Raw genomic sequence first — 20,605 nt, forward strand, 5'->3', positions numbered from 1 at the left:
GGCTGGCTGGTGATTTTCAGGATTTGCTTGGGCGGAACAGCCAGGCGTGAAAGGTCTTTTCGGACATGCCGTGCACCAGCCTGGCCAGCAGCGCCATGACCAGCAGGGAGAAGAGAAAACGGCCGAAAAGCACGCCCGTGACATGAGCGCCCATCGCCATGACGAAGAGAGTGTCCTCGATCAGGCTGTGACAGATGGACATGAAGCATAGGGCGAGAAAGATGTCGGTTTCCGGCAGGTTTCCGGCGCGGGATTCCCTGATGATCAGGCCGCCGCCGTAGGAGAGTCCCAGCAGCAGGCCGGCCATGGTCATCGAGCCGCCCCTGTCGCTGATGCCCATAAGGCGCAGCAGGGGCGCCATGCAGCGGGCGATCAGCGGCGTGATCCGGCACAGGTCGAGCAGTTTCAGGGTCGTCAGCAGGGCGAGGATGATCCAGAAGATGGAGAGCAGGGAGCGAAGGCTCGCAAGCAGCCAGCTTCCCCAGTCCGTTACCGGAGCGTTCGCCGGGGCGAAAAGGATGGTCGCCGGTTCGGTCAGCAGATCGAAGGCGGCGTAGAGGCGGGTCAGCAGAAAACCGTAGGCGAGTGCGACCCCGAGCCGGAACAGGCAGATGAAAACAAGGCCCGCCCCCGATTTCTGGGCGATGCGCCCTTCCAGCGGGATGGCGTGGGCGACGAGCAGCATCGAGCCGAGCACCGTCGCCTGGGCGACGGTGAGGGGATGGTCCGGCAGCAGGGAGATGAGGGCGGCGGCTCCGCCGTAGATGTTGACGAAAATGCCGGTGACCCAGACAACTCCCATGGCTCCCGGCAGGCCGACCCAGCTCATGAGCGGATCGATCAGTCGGCCGCAGACTTCGATGACGCCGAGCAGGACGGCGACGCGGATCAGGAGCATGACCGGAACCATGATCCGCACCAGTTCCCAGTAGAGGGCGACGCTGTCTTTCAGCAGGGAGCTCACCTGTTGCCGGAAACCGCCCGCCGGGGCGGACACTCCGCTCATGGCGTCGCCGGACCGAGCAGACGCTCGATGATGCCCAGCGCCGCCCGACGGCCATCGAGGGCGGCGGTCACCGCCAGATCGGCACCCCGCTGGCAGTCGCCGCCGGCGAAGATCTTCGGATGGCTGGTGGCACCGTTTTCGTCCGTCCGGATGTTGCCCCAGCGTTCCAGCTCGATGGCGAAATCCCTCAGAAACGGTTGCGGTTCGTGGTCGAAACCGAGGGCCATGATCACCACGTCGGCGGCCACGCAGTGCTCCGAACCGGGGATCTCCTCCACCCGCCGGCGTCCGTCGGTGTCCGGCTCGCCCAGCCGGGTGCGGATGGCGTCGATGCCGACCAGTTCGCCATCTTCGCCGATGACGATGCGTTTGGGTGCTTCGGTGAACATGAACTGGACGCCTTCTTCGGCGGCGTTGTGAAACTCCTTGGAACTTCCCGGCATGTTGGCCGCGTCCCGGCGGTAGAGGCAGACAACGCTCTCGGCGCCTTCGCGCACGGCGGTGCGTACGCAGTCCATGGCGGTATCGCCGCCGCCGACCACCACCACCCGCTTGCCGAGGACGCCGAAGCGCTCCATCCAGGAGAGTCCGGCCAGCCGTCGCTGGACGTTGGTGAGAAACTCCATGGCCAGAAAGACCTGCGGATGGTCTTCGCCGGGAATGCCGGCCCGCTTGCCGCTGGTGCAGCCGAGGCCGAGAAAGACAGCGTCGAAGGAGTCGAGCAGCTTCTGCAGCGGTTTATCGCTGCCAATGGCCGTGTTCAGGTGCAGTTTCAGTCCCGCCTGGGTGAGAATGTCGAAGCGGCGGCGTATCAGCTCCTTGTCGAGCTTGAAGCCGGGGATGCCGTAGGTGAGCAGGCCGCCCGGCTGGTCGGAGCGTTCGAACATCTCGACGGCGATGCCGGCGCGCAGCAGAAAATGGGCGCAGCTCATGCCGGCCGGCCCCGAGCCGACCACCGCCACCCGCTTGCCCGTGGAGATGCCGGGAAAAGGGAGGGTGTAGCCGGCCGCGAAGCCGAGATCGGTGATCGAGGCCTCGATGGCGCCGATCGAAATGGCGCCGTAGCCGTCATCCAGGGTGCAGGCGCCTTCGCACAGGCGGTTGTGCGGGCAGATGCGGCCGAGGATTTCGGGAAAGGGCGAGGTTTCGTTCGACAGCAGAAAGGCCTTTTCCAGGTCCTTTTCGGCTATCGCTTCCAGCCATTGCGGAATGTGGTTGTTGAGCGGACAGCCCAGCGTGGTGCAGAAGGGATCGCCGCACTGCACGCAGCGTTCGGCCTGCCGGGCGACGGTCCGGTTGCTGAAAAAACGGTAGATCTCCTCGAAGCTGCGGATGCGCAGGTTGACGTCCTGCTTTTCCGGCTCTTCGCGGGTTGTGTCGATGAAACCTTGCATGGCTGCTCCGTGCTTCGTTGGCGGCGAACATCTTTAGGCCATTGGTGGTGTTTCATCGACAGCGGACACCGCCGCCGTCGATGACCCTGAAGCCTGGCAAATACTTCGTCACTTACAGCTGACAGCTAACAGCTTTTCAGTCCCCTTCCTTCGGATTCAGCGGCGCTTTCATGTCTCGCGGCCGCACCATCCAGAAATAGGCCAGCTCTTCGCGGTAGTTGTCGAGAATGTAGCGCGCCTTGGGGCTGCGGGTTCGGTTGTGGTAGCTGACCAGGATCTTCTTCAGGTACAGCTTGCCTTCGTTGTCCTCGTCGACGTCGATCCGTCGCGCCTCGACCAGTTCGGTGTTCAGCTTGTCGATGAAGTCCTTCTTGCGGTCGTAGATGAAAGCGACGCCGCCGGTCATGCCGGCGCCGAAGTTGATGCCGGTGTCGCCGAGGATGACCACGGTGCCGCCGGTCATGTATTCGCAGGCGTGATCCCCCGTTCCCTCGACCACGGCCAAAGCCCCCGAATTGCGCACGGCGAAGCGTTCGCCGACGGTGCCGGCGACGAACAGCTTGCCGCCGGTGGCGCCGTAGAGGCAGGTGTTGCCGGCGCCGGCGACGCCCTCGTAGTAGTTGCCGGGGGTGATGATGATGCGGCCGCCGGCCATGCCTTTGCCGACGTAGTCGTTGCCGACGCCGTCGAGAAAGATGCTGACGCCGTTGATGAGAAAGGCGCCGAGGGATTGGCCGGCCACACCCTTCAGGCGCAGGGTGATGGCGTCCTTGGGCAGCCCGGTGTCGCCGTAGTAGCGGGCGATTTCGCCGCTGATCAGGGCGCCGACCGAGCGGTTGGTATTGAGAATTTCCCGTTCGACGACGATCTCTTCCTGCGGGTTCTTGATGACCGGATCGACTTCGCGCAGCAGATCCTTCTCGAAGGCGTTGTCGTCGAAGGGCCGGTTCTCCCTGGTCTTGCGGTTGATCCCCTCGATATGGCTCAGCACGGCGGAAAAATCGAATTTCTTCGCCAGTTCGCTGTCGCTGGGCCGCAGCAGATCGACCCGGCCGATGATCTCGTCCAGCGAACGGTAGCCGAGGCCGGCGAGGATTTCCCGCACATCCTCGGCGACGTTGGTCAGATAGCTGACCACCTTCTGCACCGTGCCGACGAAGTGGCTGCGCAGCACCTCCTCCTGGGTGGCGACGCCGACGGTGCAGCGGTTGAGGTGGCAGATCCGGAGCAGCTTGCAGCCGAGCATCACCAGCAGGGGGGTGCCGAAGCCGTAGTATTCGGCGCCGAGCAGGGCCGCCTTGACGATGTCCCGGCCGATTTTCAGGCCGCCGTCGGTCTGCAGTTCGACCAGCTCGCGCAGGTCGTTGGCCTTCAGGCTCTGGTTCGCCTCCGCCAGTCCCAGTTCCCAGGGGTTGCCGGCGTGCTTGATCGAGGTCTGCGGCGCGGCGCCGGTGCCGCCGTCACTGCCGGAGATGATGATCCGGTCGGCGTAGCACTTGGCAACCCCGGCGGCGATGGTGCCGACCCCTTCGCTGGAAACCAGCTTGACGCTCACCCTGGCGCTCGGGTTGACCTGTTTCAGGTCGAAAATGAGCTGGGCCAGGTCCTCGATCGAATAGATGTCGTGGTGCGGCGGCGGCGAAATCAGGGTGACGCCTGGCATGGTATAGCGCAGCGAGGCGATCAGGGGGGTGACCTTTTCGCCCGGCAGCTGGCCGCCTTCGCCCGGTTTGGCTCCCTGGGCGACCTTGATCTGGATCTCTTCGGCGCTGCGCAGGTAGGCGGGGGTGACGCCGAAGCGTCCCGAGGCGATCTGCTTGATCCTGCTGTTGAGATTCGACCTGAGCCGCTCGGGGGCTTCGCCGCCCTCGCCGCTGTTGGAGCAGCCGCCGAGGATGCGCATCGCCTCGGCCAGGGCCTGGTGGGCCTCCGGCGAGATCGAGCCGAGGGACATGGCGGCCGAATCGAAGCGGCGGGTGATCGCCTCGACCGGCTCGACTTCCTCGACGGGAATCGGCGGCCGGTCGCTGGTGAGGTGCAGAAAGTCGCGCACGAACTTTTCGCCGCGGTTCTCGAGCATGCGGCGCACTTTCAGATAGTCCTCCCGCCGCCGGCTTTCGGCGAAGGCGTGCAGGCCGGTGATGATGCGCGAATGGAAGTCGTGGTATTCGCCGCCCGGATTGTCCCGATTGAGGCTGCCCACCTCCAGCGGATAGACCGGCAGCAGTCGGTTTTCGGCAAAGACCTTCCGGTGGACCCTGGCGATGCGCTCTTCCAGGTCGTCGAATCCCAGACCGGGCAGCAGGGCGGGGGAGGCGGGGAAACAGCTTGCCACCACCTCTTCGGAGAGGCCGATGATGTCGAACAGGGCGGCGTTGCGGTAGCTGGAGACGGTGCTGATGCCCATCTTCGACATCACCTTGAGAATCCCCTTGGTCAGGGCGTCGTAGATGTTCTTCAGCCCGATGCGGGTGGCCCGGTTGTCGGCGCCGTTGCGGCGCAGCATCTGAAGGCCGGTGGCGTAGACCAGCCAGGGATAGATGGCGGTGGCGCCGTAGCCGATCAGCACGCAGGCGTGGTGCGGATTGGTCACCTCGCCAGTGATGGCGACCAGCGATGCCAGGTGCCGCAGCTTTTCATCGAGCAGCCGCTGGTTGAGATAGCCGACGACCATCGGCATCGGAATCAGCCGGGTCTCAGTGTCGAGGCAGCGGTCGTCGAGCAGCACCACCCGCACGCCGTCGCGGACGGCTTCGGTCACCCGGTCGCCCAGGGTCGTCAGCGCCTGGCGCAGGTCTTTTCGGAAGCCGGTGCTGAAGGTCTGGTGCCGGTAAGCCGGATCGTAGCGCGGCCTGTCCGGGTCGCCGAAGGAGAGCAGCGCCTTGAAGATGTCGAGGGAGAGGATGGGCGAGATACTTTTCAGGCGCTTTCCCCGGTCGGGAGTCTCGATCAGCGGATTGCCGATTTCGCCGATGCCGATGGTGGTCGACATCACCACCTTCTCCCGGTAGGGGTCGATGGGGGGGTTGGTCACCTGGGCGAACTTCTGCCGGAAGAAGTCGGCGAAGTTGCGCTGCTGGTCGGAAAAGGCCGCCATCGGGGTGTCGTCCCCCATGGAGCCGGTCGGCTCCCTGCCGTCGCGCAGCATCGGCTTGATCATCTGCTCGACGGTCTCGTTGGTCACGTTGTGGTAGCGCTGCAGCCGCGGCAGATCCGGGTAGTCGTAGTCGGACAGGTCCTGGAACTGCAGTTCGATGAATTCCTGCAGGTAGTAGGTGTTGTCGGTCAGCCACTGGCTGTAGGGCTGGGAATTCATCAGGTAGCGGTCGATGTCGCGGGTGAAGAAGATTTCCCCCTGCTCGAGGTCGGCGGCGATCATTTCGCCGCTCTGCAGCCGGCCGCGCCGGCGGACCTTTTCCGGCGGCGTGCCGAGAACCCCGTATTCGCTGGTCAGCAGCAGCTTGTCCTCGGTGGTGATGACCCACTTGGCCGGTCGCAGCCCGTTGCGGTCGAGGACGCAGCCGACGTAGCGGCCGTTGGTCATGCAGACGGCGGCCGGGCCGTCCCAGGGCTCCCAGGCGGCGGAGGTGTACTCGTAGAAGGAGCGCAGCTTGGCCGGCATGTGGGCGACGTTGTGTCGTGCCGGCGGAATCAGCATGCGTACCGCCTTGAAGAAGTCGATGCCGTTGACCAGCAGAAACTCGAACATGTTGTCGAGGCTGGCGCTGTCGGAGCCTTCCGGCGCCAGGATCGGCAGCAGCCGCTCCAGCTCCTCTTCGGAGAAGACCGGGCTTTTCATGGCTGCCGACTTGGCCAGGGCGTTGAAGCGGTTGGCCCGAATCGAGTTGATTTCACCGTTGTGGGCCAGGTTGCGCAAGGGCTGGGCCAGCGGCCAGCGCGGCAGGGTGTTGGTGGAAAAGCGCTGATGAAAGAGGACGAAGCTGGAGGCGAAATCGGCCGCCTGCAGGTCGGGATAGAGTTCCTGCAGGTAGTCGGGCATCACCAGGCCCTTGTACGAGACCAGGTGGCGGGAAAAGTTGGCGATATAGAAATCATGCTGGCTGGCCAGCGCCTTTTCGGCTTCGCGCCGGCTGAGGTAGATCAGGGCATCGAAGCGGCGGGTGGCGATCAGCTCGTTGGGAACGACGAAGGCCTGGACGATTTCCGGCAGCCGCTGGCGGGCGTAGTCGCCCAGGGCGCTGGTGTTGACCGGAACCTCCCGGAACAGAAGGACGCGCAGATCGTTGCGGGCGCAGCTCTCGCTGAAGACGGTTTTTTCCTTTTCTGCATCCTGCAGAAAGAGAGTGGCCACGGCGAAGGTATCGGGCAGGGAGACACCCTCCTCTTCGGCGACCCGACGCATGAAGGCGACCGGCATCGAACAGAGCAGGCCGCAGCCGTCGCCGGTCTTGCCGTCGGCGGCGATGGCGCCGCGGTGAACCATCCTTCTCAGGGCGCGAATGCCGTCTTCGACCAGGTCGTGGCCGGGGCTATTCTTCAGATGGGCCACCAGGCCCATGCCGCAACTGTCCTTGAACTGTTCTCCCAGGTTCATCGATGCATCCTTTGCCGGCTGTCGCGATTCGACGTACTGTCGCTGGGCTGTGGTCGGGGGATGGCGCAGAGTCAGGGTACTCATACCCCGTAGACGGCATAAAGACAAATTTCGGCCTTTCGGCTGCCGAAAGTATACCGTGAACTGTTGCCGGCGGCAGGTGCGGTCAGGATTTTTCCAGCCAGCGGGCCAGTGCGGTGTCGACCTGCCGGATATGGCTGGTCAGCCAGTAGAGCAGGGCCTTGTTGGTCTGGATGATGACCGGCAGCGTCGGCCCGTCCCGGTCCAGTTCATCCCGCAGTTCGCGAACGCGGTCGATGAAGTGCCGGTGCTGGGAGAGGTGTTCGTCCGCCTCGGGATAGGCGGTTGCCTGCATCAGTTCCTCTTCGGCGCGAAAATGCTCGACGACGTAGGTGTCGAGAAAGCGGAAGAGCTCTTCCAGCCGGCTTTTGCCGTGCCGCTGGTTGCAGGCTTCGAGAAAGGCGTTGAAACGGGCGAAAAGCTCGCGGTGCTGCTCGTCGATCATCTCGTGTCCGACGGCCAGAGTGGTATCCCATTGCAGTCCCATGATTTCGTTTGCCCCTTTTTTCGAAGTTGCGCGTCGCGTCCGCGTGGTGGTCGTCAGCGGAGATATGTTTTTTGCTTCTGCCAGTAGTTCTGCCAGTTGGATCGTACCCGGTCGTAACCCAGGTGCGACGGCATCCGACAGTGTAACTCGCCGGTCATCAGGGTGTCCAGGTCCGGCTCCAGCCCCAGGCACTGGCAGGGACGGACGGCCGGGTCGAGCCGGCAGCCGCCGGGTTGCAGGAAGATGCACCCCGAGTCGGTGCTTTTCGGCGCCGGGACGGCGACGCCGCTGTAATCGCGCAGCTCGAGCTGCAGTCCTTCCAGTCTTGCCTCCAGTTCCTCGCGCCTGAAGGCGCGGCCGGCGAAGAAGAGGGTGGCGAATCGTTCGGGATCGCTCCAGACGCCGGGATGCCCCTGGCAGCAGAGGCCGCCGCATTGGCGGCAGAGAGTCGGGTCGAGATGAACGACGGGGTCCATGGACGGTTTACGTCACTCCCTTTTCTTTTGTCGCCGCCCGCCATTGCGTTTGGGCCGGCGCACCGCCGACCGGTCGCCGAGAAGTCGGGCGGCGGTCTTTTCCAGCCCGACCCGCCGCAGGACGGCACCGATCCGTTCTCTTTCTTCCGCCAGGTACCAGAAGAAGAGGCGATGCTGATCGCGTCGGCTGCGCTCGTCCCTGGCCACTTTCAGCTTCTGTTGGCTGAAAGGATCAAGGCCGCAGGCGAACATCTCGGTGGCCAGGGTCATGGGCGTGGGGGTGAAGAGCTGAACCTGCTCGAGACGGTAGCCGAGCCGCTTCAGAGTCAGGGCGAGCTCGGCCATTTCCTCGATGCCGCAGCCGGGATGTCCGGAGATCATGTAGGGGACCAGCTGCAGCTTCAGTCCCTTTTTCCGGCAGACGGCCTCGAAGCGTTCCTTCAGGTGCAGGAAGAGGTCGAATCCCGGCTTGCGCATCAGCTGCAGCACCGAATCCGCGGTGTGTTCCGGCGCCACCTTGAGCCGGCCCGAGACATGACGGCTGACCAGCTGCTCAAAGTAGGCCTGGTGGTCGGCGGCCAGTTCCGGGTCATCGGTCGGATGCAGGAAGAGGTCGTAGCGCAGGCCCGAACCGATCTGCAGGTGCCGGACCTTCGGCAGGGCGGTCACCGCCCGGTAGATTTCCAGCAGCGGCTGGTGGCGGGTGTCGAGATTGGCGCAGACTTCCGGGTGAAGACAGCTCGGCCGCCGGCAGCGGCGGCAGATCTCCGGCTTTTTGCCACCCATGCCGTACATGTTGGCGCTCGGCCCTCCTAGGTCGGTGATGGTGCCGGCGAAGCCCGGCATCTCCGTGACCCGTTCGACTTCGCGCAGGATCGAGGCCGGGCTGCGGCTGGCGATGAATTTGCCCTGGTGGGCGGAAATCGTGCAGAAACTGCAGCCGCCGAAACAGCCGCGATGCATGGTGACCGAATGTTTCACCGCCTCGAAGGCCGGTATCGCCCCCCTGTTCCGGTAACGGGGATGCGGAAAACGGGTGTAGGGCAAATCGTAGATGTGGTCGAGGGCTCTTTGCTCCGGCAGTGGTTCCGGCGGATTGAGCACCAGAACCTGTCCGTCGACCCGTTGCAGAAACCGGGTCCGGCTCTGCCAGAGGTTGCTCTCCTGCTCGATCCGGGCGAAATTTTCCGCCTGCAGCCTGGCGTCGCGCAGGCAGTCCTCGTGCGCGTGCAGAACGAAATCGTTCCAGGCCCGGCAGACCGGAACCCGTTCTTCCGGACGGAGGATGGCCGATTGCGGCAGGGTGTCTATGCGGGCGAAGGGGACGCCACGCTCGAGCAGGCGGACCAGGCGGGTCAGCGGCTCCTCGCCCATACCGTAGATCAGGAGATCGGCACCGCTTTCCGCCAGGACGGTCGGCCGCAGGCTGTCCGACCAGAAATCATAATGGGTGATGCGGCGCAGGCTCGCCTCGATGCCGCCGATGACCACCGGCGTCTGCGGGTAGAGCCGTTTGAGGATGCTGCTGTAGACGGTCACCGCCCGGTCGGGCCGCCGGCCGGCGCGGCCGCCGGGCGTGTAGGCGTCGTCTGAGCGCCGCCGCCGGTTGGCAGTATAGTGGTTGACCATCGAATCCATGCAGCCGGCGGTCACCGCGAAAAAGAGGCGGGGAGCGCCCAGCTTGCGGAAATCTCGCAGGTCGTCCTGCCAGTTCGGCTGTGGCAGGATGGCCACGCGCAGGCCCAGGGATTCGAGCAGCCGGCCGACGATGGCGGTGCCGAAGGCGGGATGATCGACGTAGGCGTCGCCGGTGACGACGATGACGTCGGCCTGGTCCCAGCCGCGCGCCGCCATTTCGGCGCGGCTGGCCGGAAGCCAGGCGCTCAGGGGAATGTCACGGGGAATGTCGGTCATCCTTGGTCCCTTCCGCCGGTTGCCGTTCTTGCCAGGGTGCCGAAAAAACTATTGCGGTTGGCGATACGGCGTTGAAAACAGCCTCCAAATGCTCGTTTACTGGTATGTAAACTGCGCTTTGTCGGCCGTTTTCGCCTTGTTTCGCCTGCCCTCATCACGTTATTCAACCCCCTGTTACACTCCGAACTTAACGGGGACGGGGGACGGCGGTCAAGTCACGGCTCAGTTGCGGGCCAGGCGCAGGCCGAAACCGAGCAGGGCGAAACCGAGCAGTCGGCGGATAGCGGGTTCGAAGCGGTTCAGCCGTGGCGCCAGGCGCGGTTCGCTCAGCAGCAGGGCGACCAGACCGTACCAGGCGAGGGAGATGGCGAACATGGCCAGGTTCAGGCCGATCTTGATAGCCAGTGGGATGTCCGGACGGCTTACGAGGGTGAACAGGCTGAGGTAGAAGGCCCAGGCCTTGGGATTGGTCAGGTTGGTCAGCAGGCCGAGACGCCAGGCGCGCCCGCAGGAGAGCCGCTCGCCGGTGCCGGCCCGTTTGGAGTCGGCCGTTTCCCGTTTGCCGAACAGCATGGCCAGGCCGAGCCAGGTCAGGTATCCGGCCCCCAGCCACTGCCAGATGTGGGCGATGGCCGGCAGGGAGCCGACCAGAACGAGCAGGCCGGTCAGCCCGGCCAGGGCGAACAGGCCGCTGCCGGTGGCGATGCCCAGGGCGACGCAGAGGCCGGCACGGCGGGAATCGCTCAGGGCGGTCTTGCTGACCAGGATGAAGTTGGGCCCCGGACTGACGATGGCCAGGACGAAGACCGACAGAAAGGTGAGGACGGGAAGCGTCGATGCGTTCATGGCCCATAACTTATAGAGGTAAACGGGGGTGTCTGGCAAGGGGGGGCTGCGGCATGGCTGTCGTTGACTCGTGTCGATCAAATCAGGTAGTTTCATGAAAGACAAACGTGAATTTGTCTTGCATGAAAAGGAGGGTTTTCTTGGGAATGAACCGACTGATCGTACTCGTCGACGACAGCAAGACCTTCTCCATGTACATTGGCTTGCTGCTCAAGCGCATGGGGTTCGATGTCGTGCCGGCGGAGACCGTCGAAATCGGTCTGAAGATGGTGCGGGTGCTCAAGCCCGACCTCGTCCTGGTCGACCGCTTCATGCCGGGGGTCGACGGCACCGAGCTGATCAGGCTGCTCAAGGGCGATCCGGCGCTGGCGGAGATTCCGGTCGTGCTGGTGTCCGCCTCCGAAGAGCGCGGACTGGAGGCCGAGGCCCGGAAATATCGGGCCGACGGCTACCTGCTCAAGCCGATCACCCCCTATGCGCTGCACCGGGTTCTTACCCGGATTTTCGGCCGGCGGGACGGTCCGACCCGGCAGCGGTTGCGCTGCTCCTACCGGGAGAAGGTCGGGCTGCTGCATGCCGGTTCCGGCATGTCGTTGCCGGCGGTCAGCCTGTCCGAAGGGGGGATCTACCTGCGCCATCCCGATCCCTTGCCGGTCGGCAGCGAGGTGGAGCTTCTGCTGCCGCTTCCCGAAGGAGAGCTGCGGCTTTCCGGGCGGGTGATCTACCAGAAGGACGTTTTTCGCGACAGTCTGCGTATCGAGCCGGGGATGGCGATTCTTTTCGAGAATGTCGATGACGGAACGCGCGAGCGGCTGCGCAGCGTGATTTCCGATCTGCTCGCCGGCGACCTGGTCGAGGAGCAGCAGGAGGGTATTCTTTCCCTCGATTGACGAAAGGAAGGGAGCGCACAGAAAAGCCCTGCTGCAGCAGGGCTTTTCTGTCAGGTCGCCGGCGCGGCTCACTGGGTTCGGGTGTGACACCTGGCGCAGGGAAAGGTGTCGATGTCCTGGTCGTTGTAGCGGCAGCTGTCACAGGTCATGTCCGGGTCGGACCAGACAGGTCTGAACGGGTTGGGTCGGGATGGCGGAGATTCCATGCCGTCGGTTGCGCGCTCGAAGCGTTCCTTTTCCATAGGCACCTCCTTCCCGGAAAAACCGCTTGTACCATCCACTCTATCGGTGTCCGGTCCGAATGCAAGCGGAAAAAGCCGCCGGCGAAAGAGCCGGCGGCGGGCGAAGGCGGATATTCGCGGGCTGTCGGTCAGAGGGGCTTGGGGACGCAGACGTTGGCGCTTTTGTTGACCTTGACGCCGCAGTTGACGCAGACGAACTGCGGATTTTCGAACAGTTTGTCCAGCTCGGGATGTCGCTCCTTGGCGGAGAGCTGACAGATGTGCAGATCGCAGTGTTCTTCCGGGTTTTGGCAACTGAATTCGGTCATCTTTCCGGCTCCTTTTCTTTTCCTGCATCAAGTGGGCTCGTCACCGGCGGATGGTGCAAGTCGATGACCTGCACTTTCCATCCGGCACAAACTTGCCGTTTCGGGTGTCCGATGTCGCCCGGCGGGGCGTCACCGGCGGCTTCTGTCATTCATTCTAGCAAAATTAGCCGGGCCGCGCCGCTTTCGGCCGTTAAGTCGTTGAACCGCAGGAACGATTTCTGTACACTCAGCCACGTCTTCTGAACCCGGATGCGTCTTCTCGCCGTCACCGGCCTGTCGGGAAGGAGGGCTCCGGGCATTGCCAATACTGTGTTTTTGCAAAGGGTATCTGATGATCATCGGTTTTGCCGGCAAGGCCGCTTCGGGCAAGACGACCGCCGCCCGCCACCTCGCCTCCCTGGCCAGGGGAGAAACCCGCATCATTCCAATGGCGCAGGCCCTGCGCGACGAGGTCGAGTCCTTTTTACGCCGGGCCGGCGCGAGCGAACATGTTCCTCTCGTTTACGGCGACCAGGACGACAAGGTCCGCGTCTTCTACATTGACACCGTCCGTGCCGGGGCCGCCTGCGACCGATGGCCCCACTTCGTGCAGACCCATGGCGACATCCAGGACCGGACAGGCATGACGGCGGTCACCGTCCGCCGCCTCCTGCAGTGGTGGGGAACCGAATACCGTCGCGCCCAGGATCCGGACTACTGGACCAAGGCCTGGGAGCGGCAGCTTGCCGGTTACGACCTCGACCGGGTCCACGTTCTGGTCGACGACGTGCGTTTCATGAATGAAATCGAGGTCATCGGCCGGCACGGCGGCCGTTTTGTCCGGATCATCCGCCCAGGGGTCGCCGCCGCCGGCAACCATGCCAGTGAAATCTCGCTCGACGGTTTTGCCGACTGGGACGAAGAGATCCTCAACGACGGCACGCTCGACGACTTCCTCGTCCAGGTCGCCCGGCTGCAGCAGCGCTACCGACTCTGAGCGGGGCGGCATTCCGTGCTAGAATGTCTGAAGGGTTTCGACCATGGCCGAACTTTTGCGTGACAATCCGCTGAGCCGTTTCGCCAGAGGCTTCTTCTACCCGTTCCGTGGCGGGCGTTTTCTGTTGAAAACCCCCCGGCTCTGGCAATATGTGCTGATCCCCTTTCTGATCAACACCCTGGTCTTTTCCCTGGCTGTTTGGCTCGGGCTCGACTTCTTCGATACCCGGATCGAGTCGATGATCCCCAGCGGGGAGGGGTGGTACTGGCTGCTCCTCTACTATCTGCTCTGGGTGGTCGCGGTGCTGCTGACGGCGATACTGGTCTTCTTCTCCTTCACCGTGGTCGGCAATCTCATCGCCTCGCCCTTCAACGAAATCCTTTCCGAGCGGACCGAAGCCCTGGTTACCGGTCGGGCGGTTTCCGTCCGCTTCTCCCTGCGCGAGGCCTGGCGGGTGCTGGTCGACGAAAGCAGGAAAATGCTGCTGTTCGTTATCGGCATGGGCCTGCTGCTGTTGCTGAACCTGATCCCGGGATTCGGAACCCTGGTCTATTCGATTCTTTCCTTTTTTCTGACTGTCTATTTTCTGGTCATCGAGTACACCGGTTACGTCTTCAGCCGCAAGGGGCAGGGATTTTCCGAGCAGCGGCGGTTCCTGCGCGGGCGGCGGTTTCTGGCTCTGGGCTTCGGCGTCGGCGTCCTTTGTCTGCTGGCCATTCCGTTCCTGCAGTTTTTCGCCATTCCGCTGGGAGTGGTCGGGGCGACCCTGCTTTGGTGCGATTGCCGGCAGGAGGCGGCCGACCGGGAGGAAATATCGTGAGAAATATCGCGCAACAGGCGGCAGAGGCCGGCGGCAAGGTGCTGCTCGAGCATTTCGGTTCCATTCTGCGTGTCGATTACAAGGGGGAGGTCGATCTGGTCACCGAGGCCGACCGGCGGGCCGAGGAGACCATCGTCGGCCTGCTGCGCAAGACCTTTCCCCGGCACGACGTTCTGGCCGAGGAAGGCGATTATGGCGAGCGCGATTCCGATTACTGCTGGATTGTCGACCCCCTGGACGGGACGACCAACTATGCGCACGGTCTTCCCTGGTGGGCGGTTTCCATCGCCCTGACTTGCCGGGGCGAGACCATCCTCGGCGTCATTTACGTACCTTGCATGGGAGAGATGTTCGTTGCCGAAAAGGGGAAGGGCTGCCGGCTCAATGATCACCCGATCAGGGTGTCGGAGACCGACCGGCTCGACAAAGCCCTGCTGGCGACGGGCTTTCCCTATGACCGGCGGACCAGCCGGGCCAACAACTTCGATCACTTCGTCAATTTTCAGACAAAGGCCCGTGCCTGCCGGCGGGCCGGTTCCGCCTGCCTCGACCTGGCCTATACCGCTTGCGGCCGTTTTGACGGCTTCTGGGAGATGAAGCTGAAGCCCTGGGATGTCGCCGCCGGTCTGCTGATGGTGGCCGAGGCCGGCGGCCGGGTCAGCGATTTCGCCGGCGGCCGGGTCGAGCTGCAGGGAAAGGAATTCCTCGCCAGCAACGGACGCATCCACCAGGACATGATCGATGTCCTGGCTCTGGGACAAAGGCCATGATCTTTTGCCGTCTTTTCATCCTCTGCCTGCTTCTTCTATTTGCTGCTCCGGCTTTTGCCGACCTGAACCCCGGTCAGCTCAACCTGCTGGGCAAGAAGGCTTTCGATGCCGGACGCTATCTCGAGGCGCTCGACTACCTGCGCCGGGCCAGTCAGGGCAATCCCTACGACGAGACCATCCGTCGCAATCTGGCCGAGGGGATGCTGGCGGCCAGTCGCCAGCTGGCGGAGGGCGGCCGCTGGGACGAGGCCGTGAAGCTGTTGCGGGAAGGGGAGGAGAGGTACGGGGACGATATCCGCTTTCCGCTCTTTCTGGCCGAAAACCTGCTGGCGCTGGACCGGACCGCCGAAGCCGAGGTCGAACTCGGGCAGGCATTGGGAATCGATCCCGACTCGGCGATGGCGAAGACCCTGCTCGGCCGGGTCTACTACCGGACAGGCAGGTTGCGCGACGCCATCGACATCTGGCGGCAAGCGGCGGCGGCCAGGCCCGACGACGCCAACCTGGCCGACATGCTGGCCAAGGCCGAGCGCGAATACCGGGTCGAGGCCGACATGGAACGGGATTATGCTCCGGGATTCGTGCTCTCCTACGATGGCGAAATCCACGCCGATATCGGCCGGCAGATCCTCGATGTGCTCAACGATGCCTATATCGACATCGGCGGCTATTTTTCCTACTTTCCCCAGAAAAAGGTCGAAGTGCTGCTCTACACCAGCAGGGATTTCTCCGAAACGACCAAGTCTCCCGACTGGGCCGGCGGACTCTACGACGGCAAGGTGCGCATCCCCCTCGGCGGTGTGCACGAGATCAGTCCGCATCTGCGGGCGCTGCTCTATCACGAATACGCTCATGTGGTGGTGCGCGGTCTGGCGCGGGGCCGCTGTCCTACCTGGCTGAACGAGGGGATCGCCGAGGTGATGGAACGCAGCCAATTCGATCCTCCCCTCAGGTACCTGCCCCGCGCCGAAAAGCTGATTCCCTTTGCACGGCTGGCCGGCAACTGGGGGAGCCTGCCGGCGCAGCAGGCAAGACTGGCCTATGAACAGAGCTACTCCTTCGTCCGTTACCTGGGGGAATACTACGGCTGGTACCTGGTGGGCGACCTGCTGGCCGGATACGCGCAGGGAGAAAGCACCGAGGAGGTTTTCGCCAGGGTCTTCGGTTCTTATGGTTTAGATTTCGCGGCGTTGCAGAACAATTGGCGGCAGAGCCTCGGCCGGTTCTGAAAATCCCGCAGCCGGCAACTGCTGCGCAGGGCGGCAGCTTCTTGCCTCCGGCCGGGTCGCGGGTATAATATGAAAATAACCCACCCGTACTTCATCCGGTTAACCACCTGGCCGGTTCTTCACTGGCCGGCCGCAACCGATGCAAAAAGGAGGCAGTATGACCGTGATGAACCGTGCAGGAAATCCTGGCAACCCCCGTCTTCAGGAACGTATCGAGGTGATCGACCAGACCATCGACATCATGGAGCGGCATGCTGCGAGCATGTCGGCGGCCGAGGACGAACTGATCGAGGAGATGCGTCGTTGGGACAGGGAATACAAGGATGAGCATCTGCACAGCGTCCCCCGGTCACGCAAGCACGTTCGCTGAAAAGTAACCTGTAAATTTCTTTAAAAGCAGAGAGGGCTCCCGGCAAAACCGGGAGCCCTCTCTGCTTCTCAGGCGGTGCCGGCGGGCGGTTCCGCCTGCTCCTTCTCTTCGGGCGTCTCCTGGGTGCGGATGGCGATGATCTCTTCCTCCAGTGTCGCCGCCTGATGCCGCAGATCGGTCAGGTGCGCCAGCAGGCCGGAAACTTCGGCGTTGTTCAGGATCTCTCTTTCGCCGCGCTGGTGCAGATCGTCGATCATCTTCCCCAGTTCGGTGTGTGCCGAGGAGATCTTCTTGTGCAGCGAGTTCAGGTCGATCTTCTTCTGCACCAGGCGGCTGTACTTGGCTGCCTTGAAAGTCGCTGTATGCCAGGTGTCGACGGTCGCGTCCCAGAATTTCTCCATGGTCCGGCGGGAATGCTCCTCCGCCGCTTCCTGTTGTTCCTGCTTTTCTTCCGGTCTTTCTTCCGGTCTTTCTTCCGGTCTTTCTTCCGGTCTTTCTTCCGGTCTTTCCTCAGTCATGGTGTCACCTCCATGAAACTTTGGTTCAGCTTCGAGCTTATCAGGGGATGTCCCGGCGTCAAGGGGGGGGCGAAAGCAAAAAACTTGCCCGATGTCTGAGGCTGGTCTAAACTTGTCGACGGTTTTTCAATTCCAATGACAAGGAGGCTTTCATGGTCGCACGCGAACCGGGGACGACGCCGTTTCAGATCGATCTGCGCCGTCATCTGCGCGAGAATGAAGAGGACCGGGACCTGACCCGGGTCATCTGCGAGATTGCCACAGCGTCCCGCTATGTCATCCATTCCATCCGGACCGGTGAGCTCGGTGTGGCCGGGACGTCCAACCTCTACGGCGAGGAACAGCTGGCTCTCGATGTCCTCTCCGACCGCATTTTGCGCAAGCGGCTGGTCCATTCCGGGGTCGTTTCCTCTATCGCCTCCGAGGAATCCTCGGAGATTCTCAGCGTCAACCTGACCGGCAAGTACGCCGTCGTCTACGACCCGCTCGACGGCTCCTCTCTGGTCGATGTCAACCTGGCCGTCGGCACCATCGTCGGCATCTACCGCGGCGAGGACATCCTGCAGCGGGGCCGCAATCTGGTCGCCGCCCTGTACATTCTCTACGGACCGCGCTGTACCCTGGTCTATTCGACGGGGAACGGGGTGCACGAGTTCGCCATGAACGCCCTGATGGAATACACCCTGGTGCAGGAGAACATCCGCATGAAACCTTCCGGTACCATCTATTCGCCGGGCGGCCAGCGCAACAAGTACACGCCGGGAGTCGAGAAGCTGGTGCAGGCCCTCGAAGCGAAGGGCTCCAAGCTGCGCTACAGCGGCGGTTTCGTGCCCGATATCAACCAGATTCTGATCAAGGGGCAGGGGCTGTTCCTCTATCCGCATCTGCAGGACAAGCCGGAAGGCAAGCTGAGGCTGCTCTACGAGCTGAATCCGATGGCGTTTCTCATCGAGCAGGCCGGCGGTGCCGCCTCCAACGGCCGGGAGCGGATTCTCGACATCGATCCGAAGGCGATCGACCACCGCGAGCCGGTCTTCATTGGCAGCAAGGAGGATGTTGCCATGGCGGAGAAGTTCGTGCAGGAGTTCGGCTGAGCCGGCCTTGCTCTTGTCCCGAGGGTGCAACAAAAAAGCCCGGAAGCTGTCGCTTCCGGGCTTTTTTTCGGACGTTGCCGTAGCCAGCCGTCAGGAGGCCATGGCCGCCTTGACGGTTTCGAAGCCGAGGTTGTAGGCCTTTTCGTTCAGCTCCTTGAAGGCGGCCGGCACGCGGGACAGAACCGCCTTCAGGCCCGATTCGCGCTTGACGACATCGGTCAGGGCGATCATGGCGCCCAGGGCGACGACGTTGGCGACGATGGCCCGGCCGATCTCCTCCTGGGCGATGCGCATGATGGGAATTCGGACCACCCGGAAGTCACCTTCCGGCACGTTGGGCACGAAATCCTCATCGAGCAGCAGCAGGCCACCAGGCTTGATGCCGTTGGCGTATTTGTCGCAGGCTTCCTGGGTCATGGCCAGGCAGGCGTCGACGATGGTCGCCTTCGGATAGTCGATGGGGCCGTCGGAGATGATGACCTCTGACTTGGAGGCGCCGCCGCGGGCCTCAGGGCCGTAGCTCTGGGACTGAACGGCGCTCTTGCCTTCGACGATGGTCGCCGCCTCGGCGAGAATGATGCCGGCGGTGATCAGACCCTGACCACCCGCACCGGAAAACCGAATTTCATAACGTTCAGACATGGTTTTCTCCTCCTGTGGTGGATGGTGATCAGGCGCCCTGCGCCCGCTCGATGACCTGCTGATACTGGGCGGTGTACTCGGGGCGCTCTTCCTTGAACAGCACGCCGGTCAGGATCTTGCCCTCGAGCTGCTCTGCGCTCATCTTGCTGGCGGCCGCGACCGGCACCGTCATGTCCTTCAGACGTTTCATCATGTCGACCACCGAACGGAACTTGTTGCGCCGCCCGTAGGTCGTCGGGCAGTCGTCGATGATCTCGATGACCGCCATCCCCTTGTGCCGGATGCCCTCGGCGATCAGCTTGTCGATCTGGGTGGCGTGGAAGGCGGTGGTGCGGGCGACGAAGGTGGCGCCGGCGCCGATGGCCAGTTTGCTGATGTCGAAGGTCGGATCAGGGTTGCCGTAGGGGGTGGTGGAGGCCATGTCCCCGGTCGGCGTGGTCGGCGAGAACTGGCCGCCGGTCATGCCGTAGATGTAGTTGTTCATGACGACATAGGTCATGTCGATGTTGCGCCGGCAGGCATGGATGAAGTGGTTGCCTCCGATGGCGGTGCCGTCGCCGTCACCACCGACGACGATGACGGTCATATCGGGGCGGGCCATCTTGACGCCGGTGGCGAAGGCCGCGGCGCGACCGTGCGCGGTGTGCAGGGTGCAGGCGTCCAGGTAGCCGGGCATGCGGCTGGCGCAGCCGATGCCGGAAACGATGGCAGTCTTGCTGCGATCGAGCTCGCAGGCGTCCATGGCCCGGATCAGGCCCTTCATGACAATGCCGTGACCGCAGCCGGGGCACCAGATGTGCGGCAGCTTGCCCGGGCGGATCGATTTTTCGTAATCGTATGCCATTAGAGTACCTCCTTGACCCGGTCCATGATCTGGCCGGGATTGATCGGTTCACCGTCGACCCGGTTGATGCCGGTAATGGTGCAGGCGTCCTTGGCGACGCGCTCGACCTCGTAGATCATCTGTCCCAGGTTCAGCTCGGGAACGATGATCGCCTTGGCCTGCCGGGCCAGTTCGGCGGTCCGCTTCTCCGGGAAGGGCCAGAGGGTGATGGGACGGAACAGGCCGGCCTTGATGCCTTCCTTGCGCAGCTCGTTGACCGCGTAGCGGGCGGAACGGGAGGTGGAGCCGAAGGCCCAGATGATGACATCGGCGTCCTCGGTCTGGTACTCCTCGTTCTTCTCGATTTCGTCCACGTGGTCCATGACCTTGGCGATCTGCCGGCGCTCCTCGGCGTCGACCAGTTCGGCCTTGGTGGTGGGGAAGCCGTCGGGAGCCTTGTTCAGGCCGGTGACGTGGAACTTGTAGCCGGAGCCGAAGGCGGCCAGGGGCGGAACCTGACCCTGGGTCGGGTCGTAGGGCTTGTAGTCTTCGGCGGCAACGGTCGGAGCGCTGCGGTCGATGACTTCCAGTTCGCCCGGTTCGGGGAACTCGACCCGCTCGCGCATGTGGCCGACGATCTCATCGTAGAGAATCTGTACCGGCATGCGGAACTTTTCGGCCAGGTTGAAGGCGCGGACGGTTTCCTCGAAGATCTCCTGGCAGGAGGCCGGGGCGACGGCGATGGCGGCGTGGTCGCCATGGGTGCCCCACTTGGCCTGCATGACGTCGGACTGGCCGGGACCGGTCGGCATGCCGGTCGAGGGACCGCCGCGCATGACGTTGACGATGACGATGGGAACCTCGGCGATGCAGGCATAGCCGATCAGTTCCTGCTTGAGGGACATGCCGGGGCCCGAAGTGGCGGTCAGGGCCTTGGACCCGGCCAGGGAAGCGCCGATGACCGAAGCGATGGCGCCGATTTCGTCTTCCATCTGAATGAACTTGCCACCGACTTTCGGCAGTTCTCCCGACAGCACTTCCGCCACCTCGGTCGACGGGGTGATCGGATAGCCGCCGAAGAACTTGCAGCCGGCGTAAATGGCGCCATGGGCGCACGCGTCGTTCCCCTGAAGGAGTGCAACTTTCTTTGCCACTGGATCCTTC

General features: G+C 63.4%; 20 protein-coding genes. 7 read left to right on the forward strand and 13 right to left on the reverse strand.

Going from position 1 to position 20,605, the window contains the following annotated elements; translation table 11 throughout:
- Nucleotides 1–16: 16 nt before the first annotated feature.
- The 7 genes from EDC39_RS00230 to EDC39_RS00255 all read right to left on the reverse strand — a co-directional run bounded on the left by EDC39_RS00230 (nt 17) and on the right by EDC39_RS00255 (nt 10,759).
- Complete coding sequence (locus EDC39_RS00230) at nt 17–1,006, reverse strand: nucleoside recognition domain-containing protein (RefSeq protein ID WP_148894091.1); 990 nt, start codon at nt 1,004–1,006, stop codon at nt 17–19.
- Nucleotides 1,003–2,400, reverse strand: coding sequence for a glutamate synthase subunit beta (locus EDC39_RS00235; protein ID WP_148894092.1), 1,398 nt, complete (start codon nt 2,398–2,400; stop codon nt 1,003–1,005). Before EDC39_RS00235 ends, EDC39_RS00230 begins: the two co-directional genes overlap by 4 nt.
- A 136-nt stretch (nt 2,401–2,536) precedes the next feature.
- Nucleotides 2,537–6,955 (reverse strand): glutamate synthase large subunit, encoded by a 4,419-nt coding sequence (gene gltB, locus EDC39_RS00240; RefSeq protein WP_148894575.1) that lies wholly within the window; start codon nt 6,953–6,955, stop codon nt 2,537–2,539.
- Nucleotides 6,956–7,121: 166 nt separating this feature from the next.
- Entirely contained in the window at nt 7,122–7,523 is a 402-nt protein-coding gene (locus tag EDC39_RS15235; protein WP_187426558.1) for a bacteriohemerythrin, read from the reverse strand.
- A gap of 53 nt (nt 7,524–7,576) precedes the next feature.
- Complete coding sequence (locus tag EDC39_RS15240) at nt 7,577–7,999, reverse strand: hypothetical protein (RefSeq protein ID WP_187426559.1); 423 nt, start codon at nt 7,997–7,999, stop codon at nt 7,577–7,579.
- A gap of 12 nt (nt 8,000–8,011) precedes the next feature.
- Complete coding sequence (locus tag EDC39_RS00250) at nt 8,012–9,913, reverse strand: YgiQ family radical SAM protein (protein WP_148894094.1); 1,902 nt, start codon at nt 9,911–9,913, stop codon at nt 8,012–8,014.
- 222 nt (nt 9,914–10,135) lie between these two features.
- Nucleotides 10,136–10,759, reverse strand: coding sequence for a LysE family transporter (locus EDC39_RS00255; protein ID WP_187426560.1), 624 nt, complete (start codon nt 10,757–10,759; stop codon nt 10,136–10,138).
- Between the two features lie 146 nt (nt 10,760–10,905).
- On the opposite strand from EDC39_RS00255, the gene EDC39_RS00260 reads away from it, so the two are divergent.
- Entirely contained in the window at nt 10,906–11,649 is a 744-nt protein-coding gene (locus EDC39_RS00260) for a response regulator (protein ID WP_187426561.1), read from the forward strand.
- A 68-nt stretch (nt 11,650–11,717) separates the two neighbouring features.
- On the opposite strand, the gene EDC39_RS15245 is transcribed toward EDC39_RS00260, so the two are convergent.
- Nucleotides 11,718–11,891 (reverse strand): hypothetical protein, encoded by a 174-nt coding sequence (locus EDC39_RS15245; RefSeq protein ID WP_187426562.1) that lies wholly within the window; start codon nt 11,889–11,891, stop codon nt 11,718–11,720.
- A 128-nt stretch (nt 11,892–12,019) separates the two neighbouring features.
- Complete coding sequence (locus tag EDC39_RS00265; protein ID WP_148894097.1) at nt 12,020–12,199, reverse strand: hypothetical protein; 180 nt, start codon at nt 12,197–12,199, stop codon at nt 12,020–12,022.
- Nucleotides 12,200–12,530: 331 nt separating this feature from the next.
- Between EDC39_RS00265 and EDC39_RS00270 the strand changes: the two genes are divergently transcribed.
- The 5 genes from EDC39_RS00270 to EDC39_RS00290 all read left to right on the forward strand — a co-directional run bounded on the left by EDC39_RS00270 (nt 12,531) and on the right by EDC39_RS00290 (nt 16,364).
- On the forward strand, nt 12,531–13,175 hold the full coding sequence (locus tag EDC39_RS00270) for a deoxynucleotide monophosphate kinase family protein (protein ID WP_148894098.1): 645 nt from the start codon (nt 12,531–12,533) through the stop codon (nt 13,173–13,175).
- A 43-nt stretch (nt 13,176–13,218) separates the two neighbouring features.
- Entirely contained in the window at nt 13,219–13,995 is a 777-nt protein-coding gene (cysZ, locus tag EDC39_RS00275; RefSeq protein ID WP_148894099.1) for a sulfate transporter CysZ, read from the forward strand.
- On the forward strand, nt 13,992–14,765 hold the full coding sequence (locus EDC39_RS00280; protein WP_246140141.1) for an inositol monophosphatase family protein: 774 nt from the start codon (nt 13,992–13,994) through the stop codon (nt 14,763–14,765). The genes cysZ and EDC39_RS00280 overlap by 4 nt, the downstream gene beginning before the upstream one ends.
- Complete coding sequence (locus EDC39_RS00285) at nt 14,762–15,994, forward strand: tetratricopeptide repeat protein (protein ID WP_148894100.1); 1,233 nt, start codon at nt 14,762–14,764, stop codon at nt 15,992–15,994. Before EDC39_RS00280 ends, EDC39_RS00285 begins: the two co-directional genes overlap by 4 nt.
- A gap of 166 nt (nt 15,995–16,160) precedes the next feature.
- Nucleotides 16,161–16,364 (forward strand): hypothetical protein, encoded by a 204-nt coding sequence (locus EDC39_RS00290; RefSeq protein WP_148894101.1) that lies wholly within the window; start codon nt 16,161–16,163, stop codon nt 16,362–16,364.
- 68 nt (nt 16,365–16,432) lie between these two features.
- Here the strand turns inward: EDC39_RS00290 and EDC39_RS00295 are convergent, their stop codons facing one another.
- Nucleotides 16,433–16,882, reverse strand: a complete 450-nt coding sequence (locus EDC39_RS00295) for a hypothetical protein (RefSeq protein ID WP_148894102.1) — start codon at nt 16,880–16,882, stop codon at nt 16,433–16,435.
- A 152-nt stretch (nt 16,883–17,034) separates the two neighbouring features.
- Between EDC39_RS00295 and EDC39_RS00300 the strand changes: the two genes are divergently transcribed.
- Entirely contained in the window at nt 17,035–17,976 is a 942-nt protein-coding gene (locus EDC39_RS00300; RefSeq protein WP_148894103.1) for a class 1 fructose-bisphosphatase, read from the forward strand.
- A 90-nt stretch (nt 17,977–18,066) separates the two neighbouring features.
- Here the strand turns inward: EDC39_RS00300 and EDC39_RS00305 are convergent, their stop codons facing one another.
- From EDC39_RS00305 to EDC39_RS00315, 3 genes are read right to left on the reverse strand one after another with little or no spacing between them, the layout of a single operon-like run.
- On the reverse strand, nt 18,067–18,618 hold the full coding sequence (locus tag EDC39_RS00305; RefSeq protein WP_148894104.1) for a 2-oxoacid:acceptor oxidoreductase family protein: 552 nt from the start codon (nt 18,616–18,618) through the stop codon (nt 18,067–18,069).
- A gap of 28 nt (nt 18,619–18,646) precedes the next feature.
- Entirely contained in the window at nt 18,647–19,462 is an 816-nt protein-coding gene (locus EDC39_RS00310; protein WP_148894105.1) for a 2-oxoacid:ferredoxin oxidoreductase subunit beta, read from the reverse strand.
- Nucleotides 19,462–20,595 (reverse strand): 2-oxoacid:acceptor oxidoreductase subunit alpha, encoded by a 1,134-nt coding sequence (locus tag EDC39_RS00315; RefSeq protein WP_148894106.1) that lies wholly within the window; start codon nt 20,593–20,595, stop codon nt 19,462–19,464. Before EDC39_RS00315 ends, EDC39_RS00310 begins: the two co-directional genes overlap by 1 nt.
- Nucleotides 20,596–20,605: the final 10 nt, after the last annotated feature.

Source organism: Geothermobacter ehrlichii (assembly GCF_008124615.1).
GTDB classification, from domain to species: Bacteria; Desulfobacterota; Desulfuromonadia; order Desulfuromonadales; family Geothermobacteraceae; genus Geothermobacter; species Geothermobacter ehrlichii.

Bases quoted from the DNA above. Each gene is read 5' to 3' on its own strand.
- EDC39_RS00265 (WP_148894097.1), bottom strand. From the start codon at position 12,199: ATGACCGAATTCAGTTGCCAAAACCCGGAAGAACACTGCGATCTGCAC.
- EDC39_RS00290 (WP_148894101.1), top strand. From the start codon at position 16,161: ATGAACCGTGCAGGAAATCCTGGCAACCCCCGTCTTCAGGAACGTATC.
- EDC39_RS00235 (WP_148894092.1), bottom strand. From the start codon at position 2,400: ATGCAAGGTTTCATCGACACAACCCGCGAAGAGCCGGAAAAGCAGGAC.
- EDC39_RS00250 (WP_148894094.1), bottom strand. From the start codon at position 9,913: ATGACCGACATTCCCCGTGACATTCCCCTGAGCGCCTGGCTTCCGGCC.
- EDC39_RS00285 (WP_148894100.1), top strand. From the start codon at position 14,762: ATGATCTTTTGCCGTCTTTTCATCCTCTGCCTGCTTCTTCTATTTGCT.
- cysZ (WP_148894099.1), top strand. From the start codon at position 13,219: ATGGCCGAACTTTTGCGTGACAATCCGCTGAGCCGTTTCGCCAGAGGC.
- EDC39_RS15245 (WP_187426562.1), bottom strand. From the start codon at position 11,891: ATGGAAAAGGAACGCTTCGAGCGCGCAACCGACGGCATGGAATCTCCG.
- EDC39_RS00300 (WP_148894103.1), top strand. From the start codon at position 17,035: ATGGTCGCACGCGAACCGGGGACGACGCCGTTTCAGATCGATCTGCGC.
- EDC39_RS00295 (WP_148894102.1), bottom strand. From the start codon at position 16,882: ATGACTGAGGAAAGACCGGAAGAAAGACCGGAAGAAAGACCGGAAGAA.
- EDC39_RS00255 (WP_187426560.1), bottom strand. From the start codon at position 10,759: ATGAACGCATCGACGCTTCCCGTCCTCACCTTTCTGTCGGTCTTCGTC.
- EDC39_RS00310 (WP_148894105.1), bottom strand. From the start codon at position 19,462: ATGGCATACGATTACGAAAAATCGATCCGCCCGGGCAAGCTGCCGCAC.
- gltB (WP_148894575.1), bottom strand. From the start codon at position 6,955: ATGAACCTGGGAGAACAGTTCAAGGACAGTTGCGGCATGGGCCTGGTG.
- EDC39_RS00270 (WP_148894098.1), top strand. From the start codon at position 12,531: ATGATCATCGGTTTTGCCGGCAAGGCCGCTTCGGGCAAGACGACCGCC.
- EDC39_RS00260 (WP_187426561.1), top strand. From the start codon at position 10,906: ATGAACCGACTGATCGTACTCGTCGACGACAGCAAGACCTTCTCCATG.
- EDC39_RS00305 (WP_148894104.1), bottom strand. From the start codon at position 18,618: ATGTCTGAACGTTATGAAATTCGGTTTTCCGGTGCGGGTGGTCAGGGT.
- EDC39_RS15235 (WP_187426558.1), bottom strand. From the start codon at position 7,523: ATGGGACTGCAATGGGATACCACTCTGGCCGTCGGACACGAGATGATC.
- EDC39_RS15240 (WP_187426559.1), bottom strand. From the start codon at position 7,999: ATGGACCCCGTCGTTCATCTCGACCCGACTCTCTGCCGCCAATGCGGC.
- EDC39_RS00230 (WP_148894091.1), bottom strand. From the start codon at position 1,006: ATGAGCGGAGTGTCCGCCCCGGCGGGCGGTTTCCGGCAACAGGTGAGC.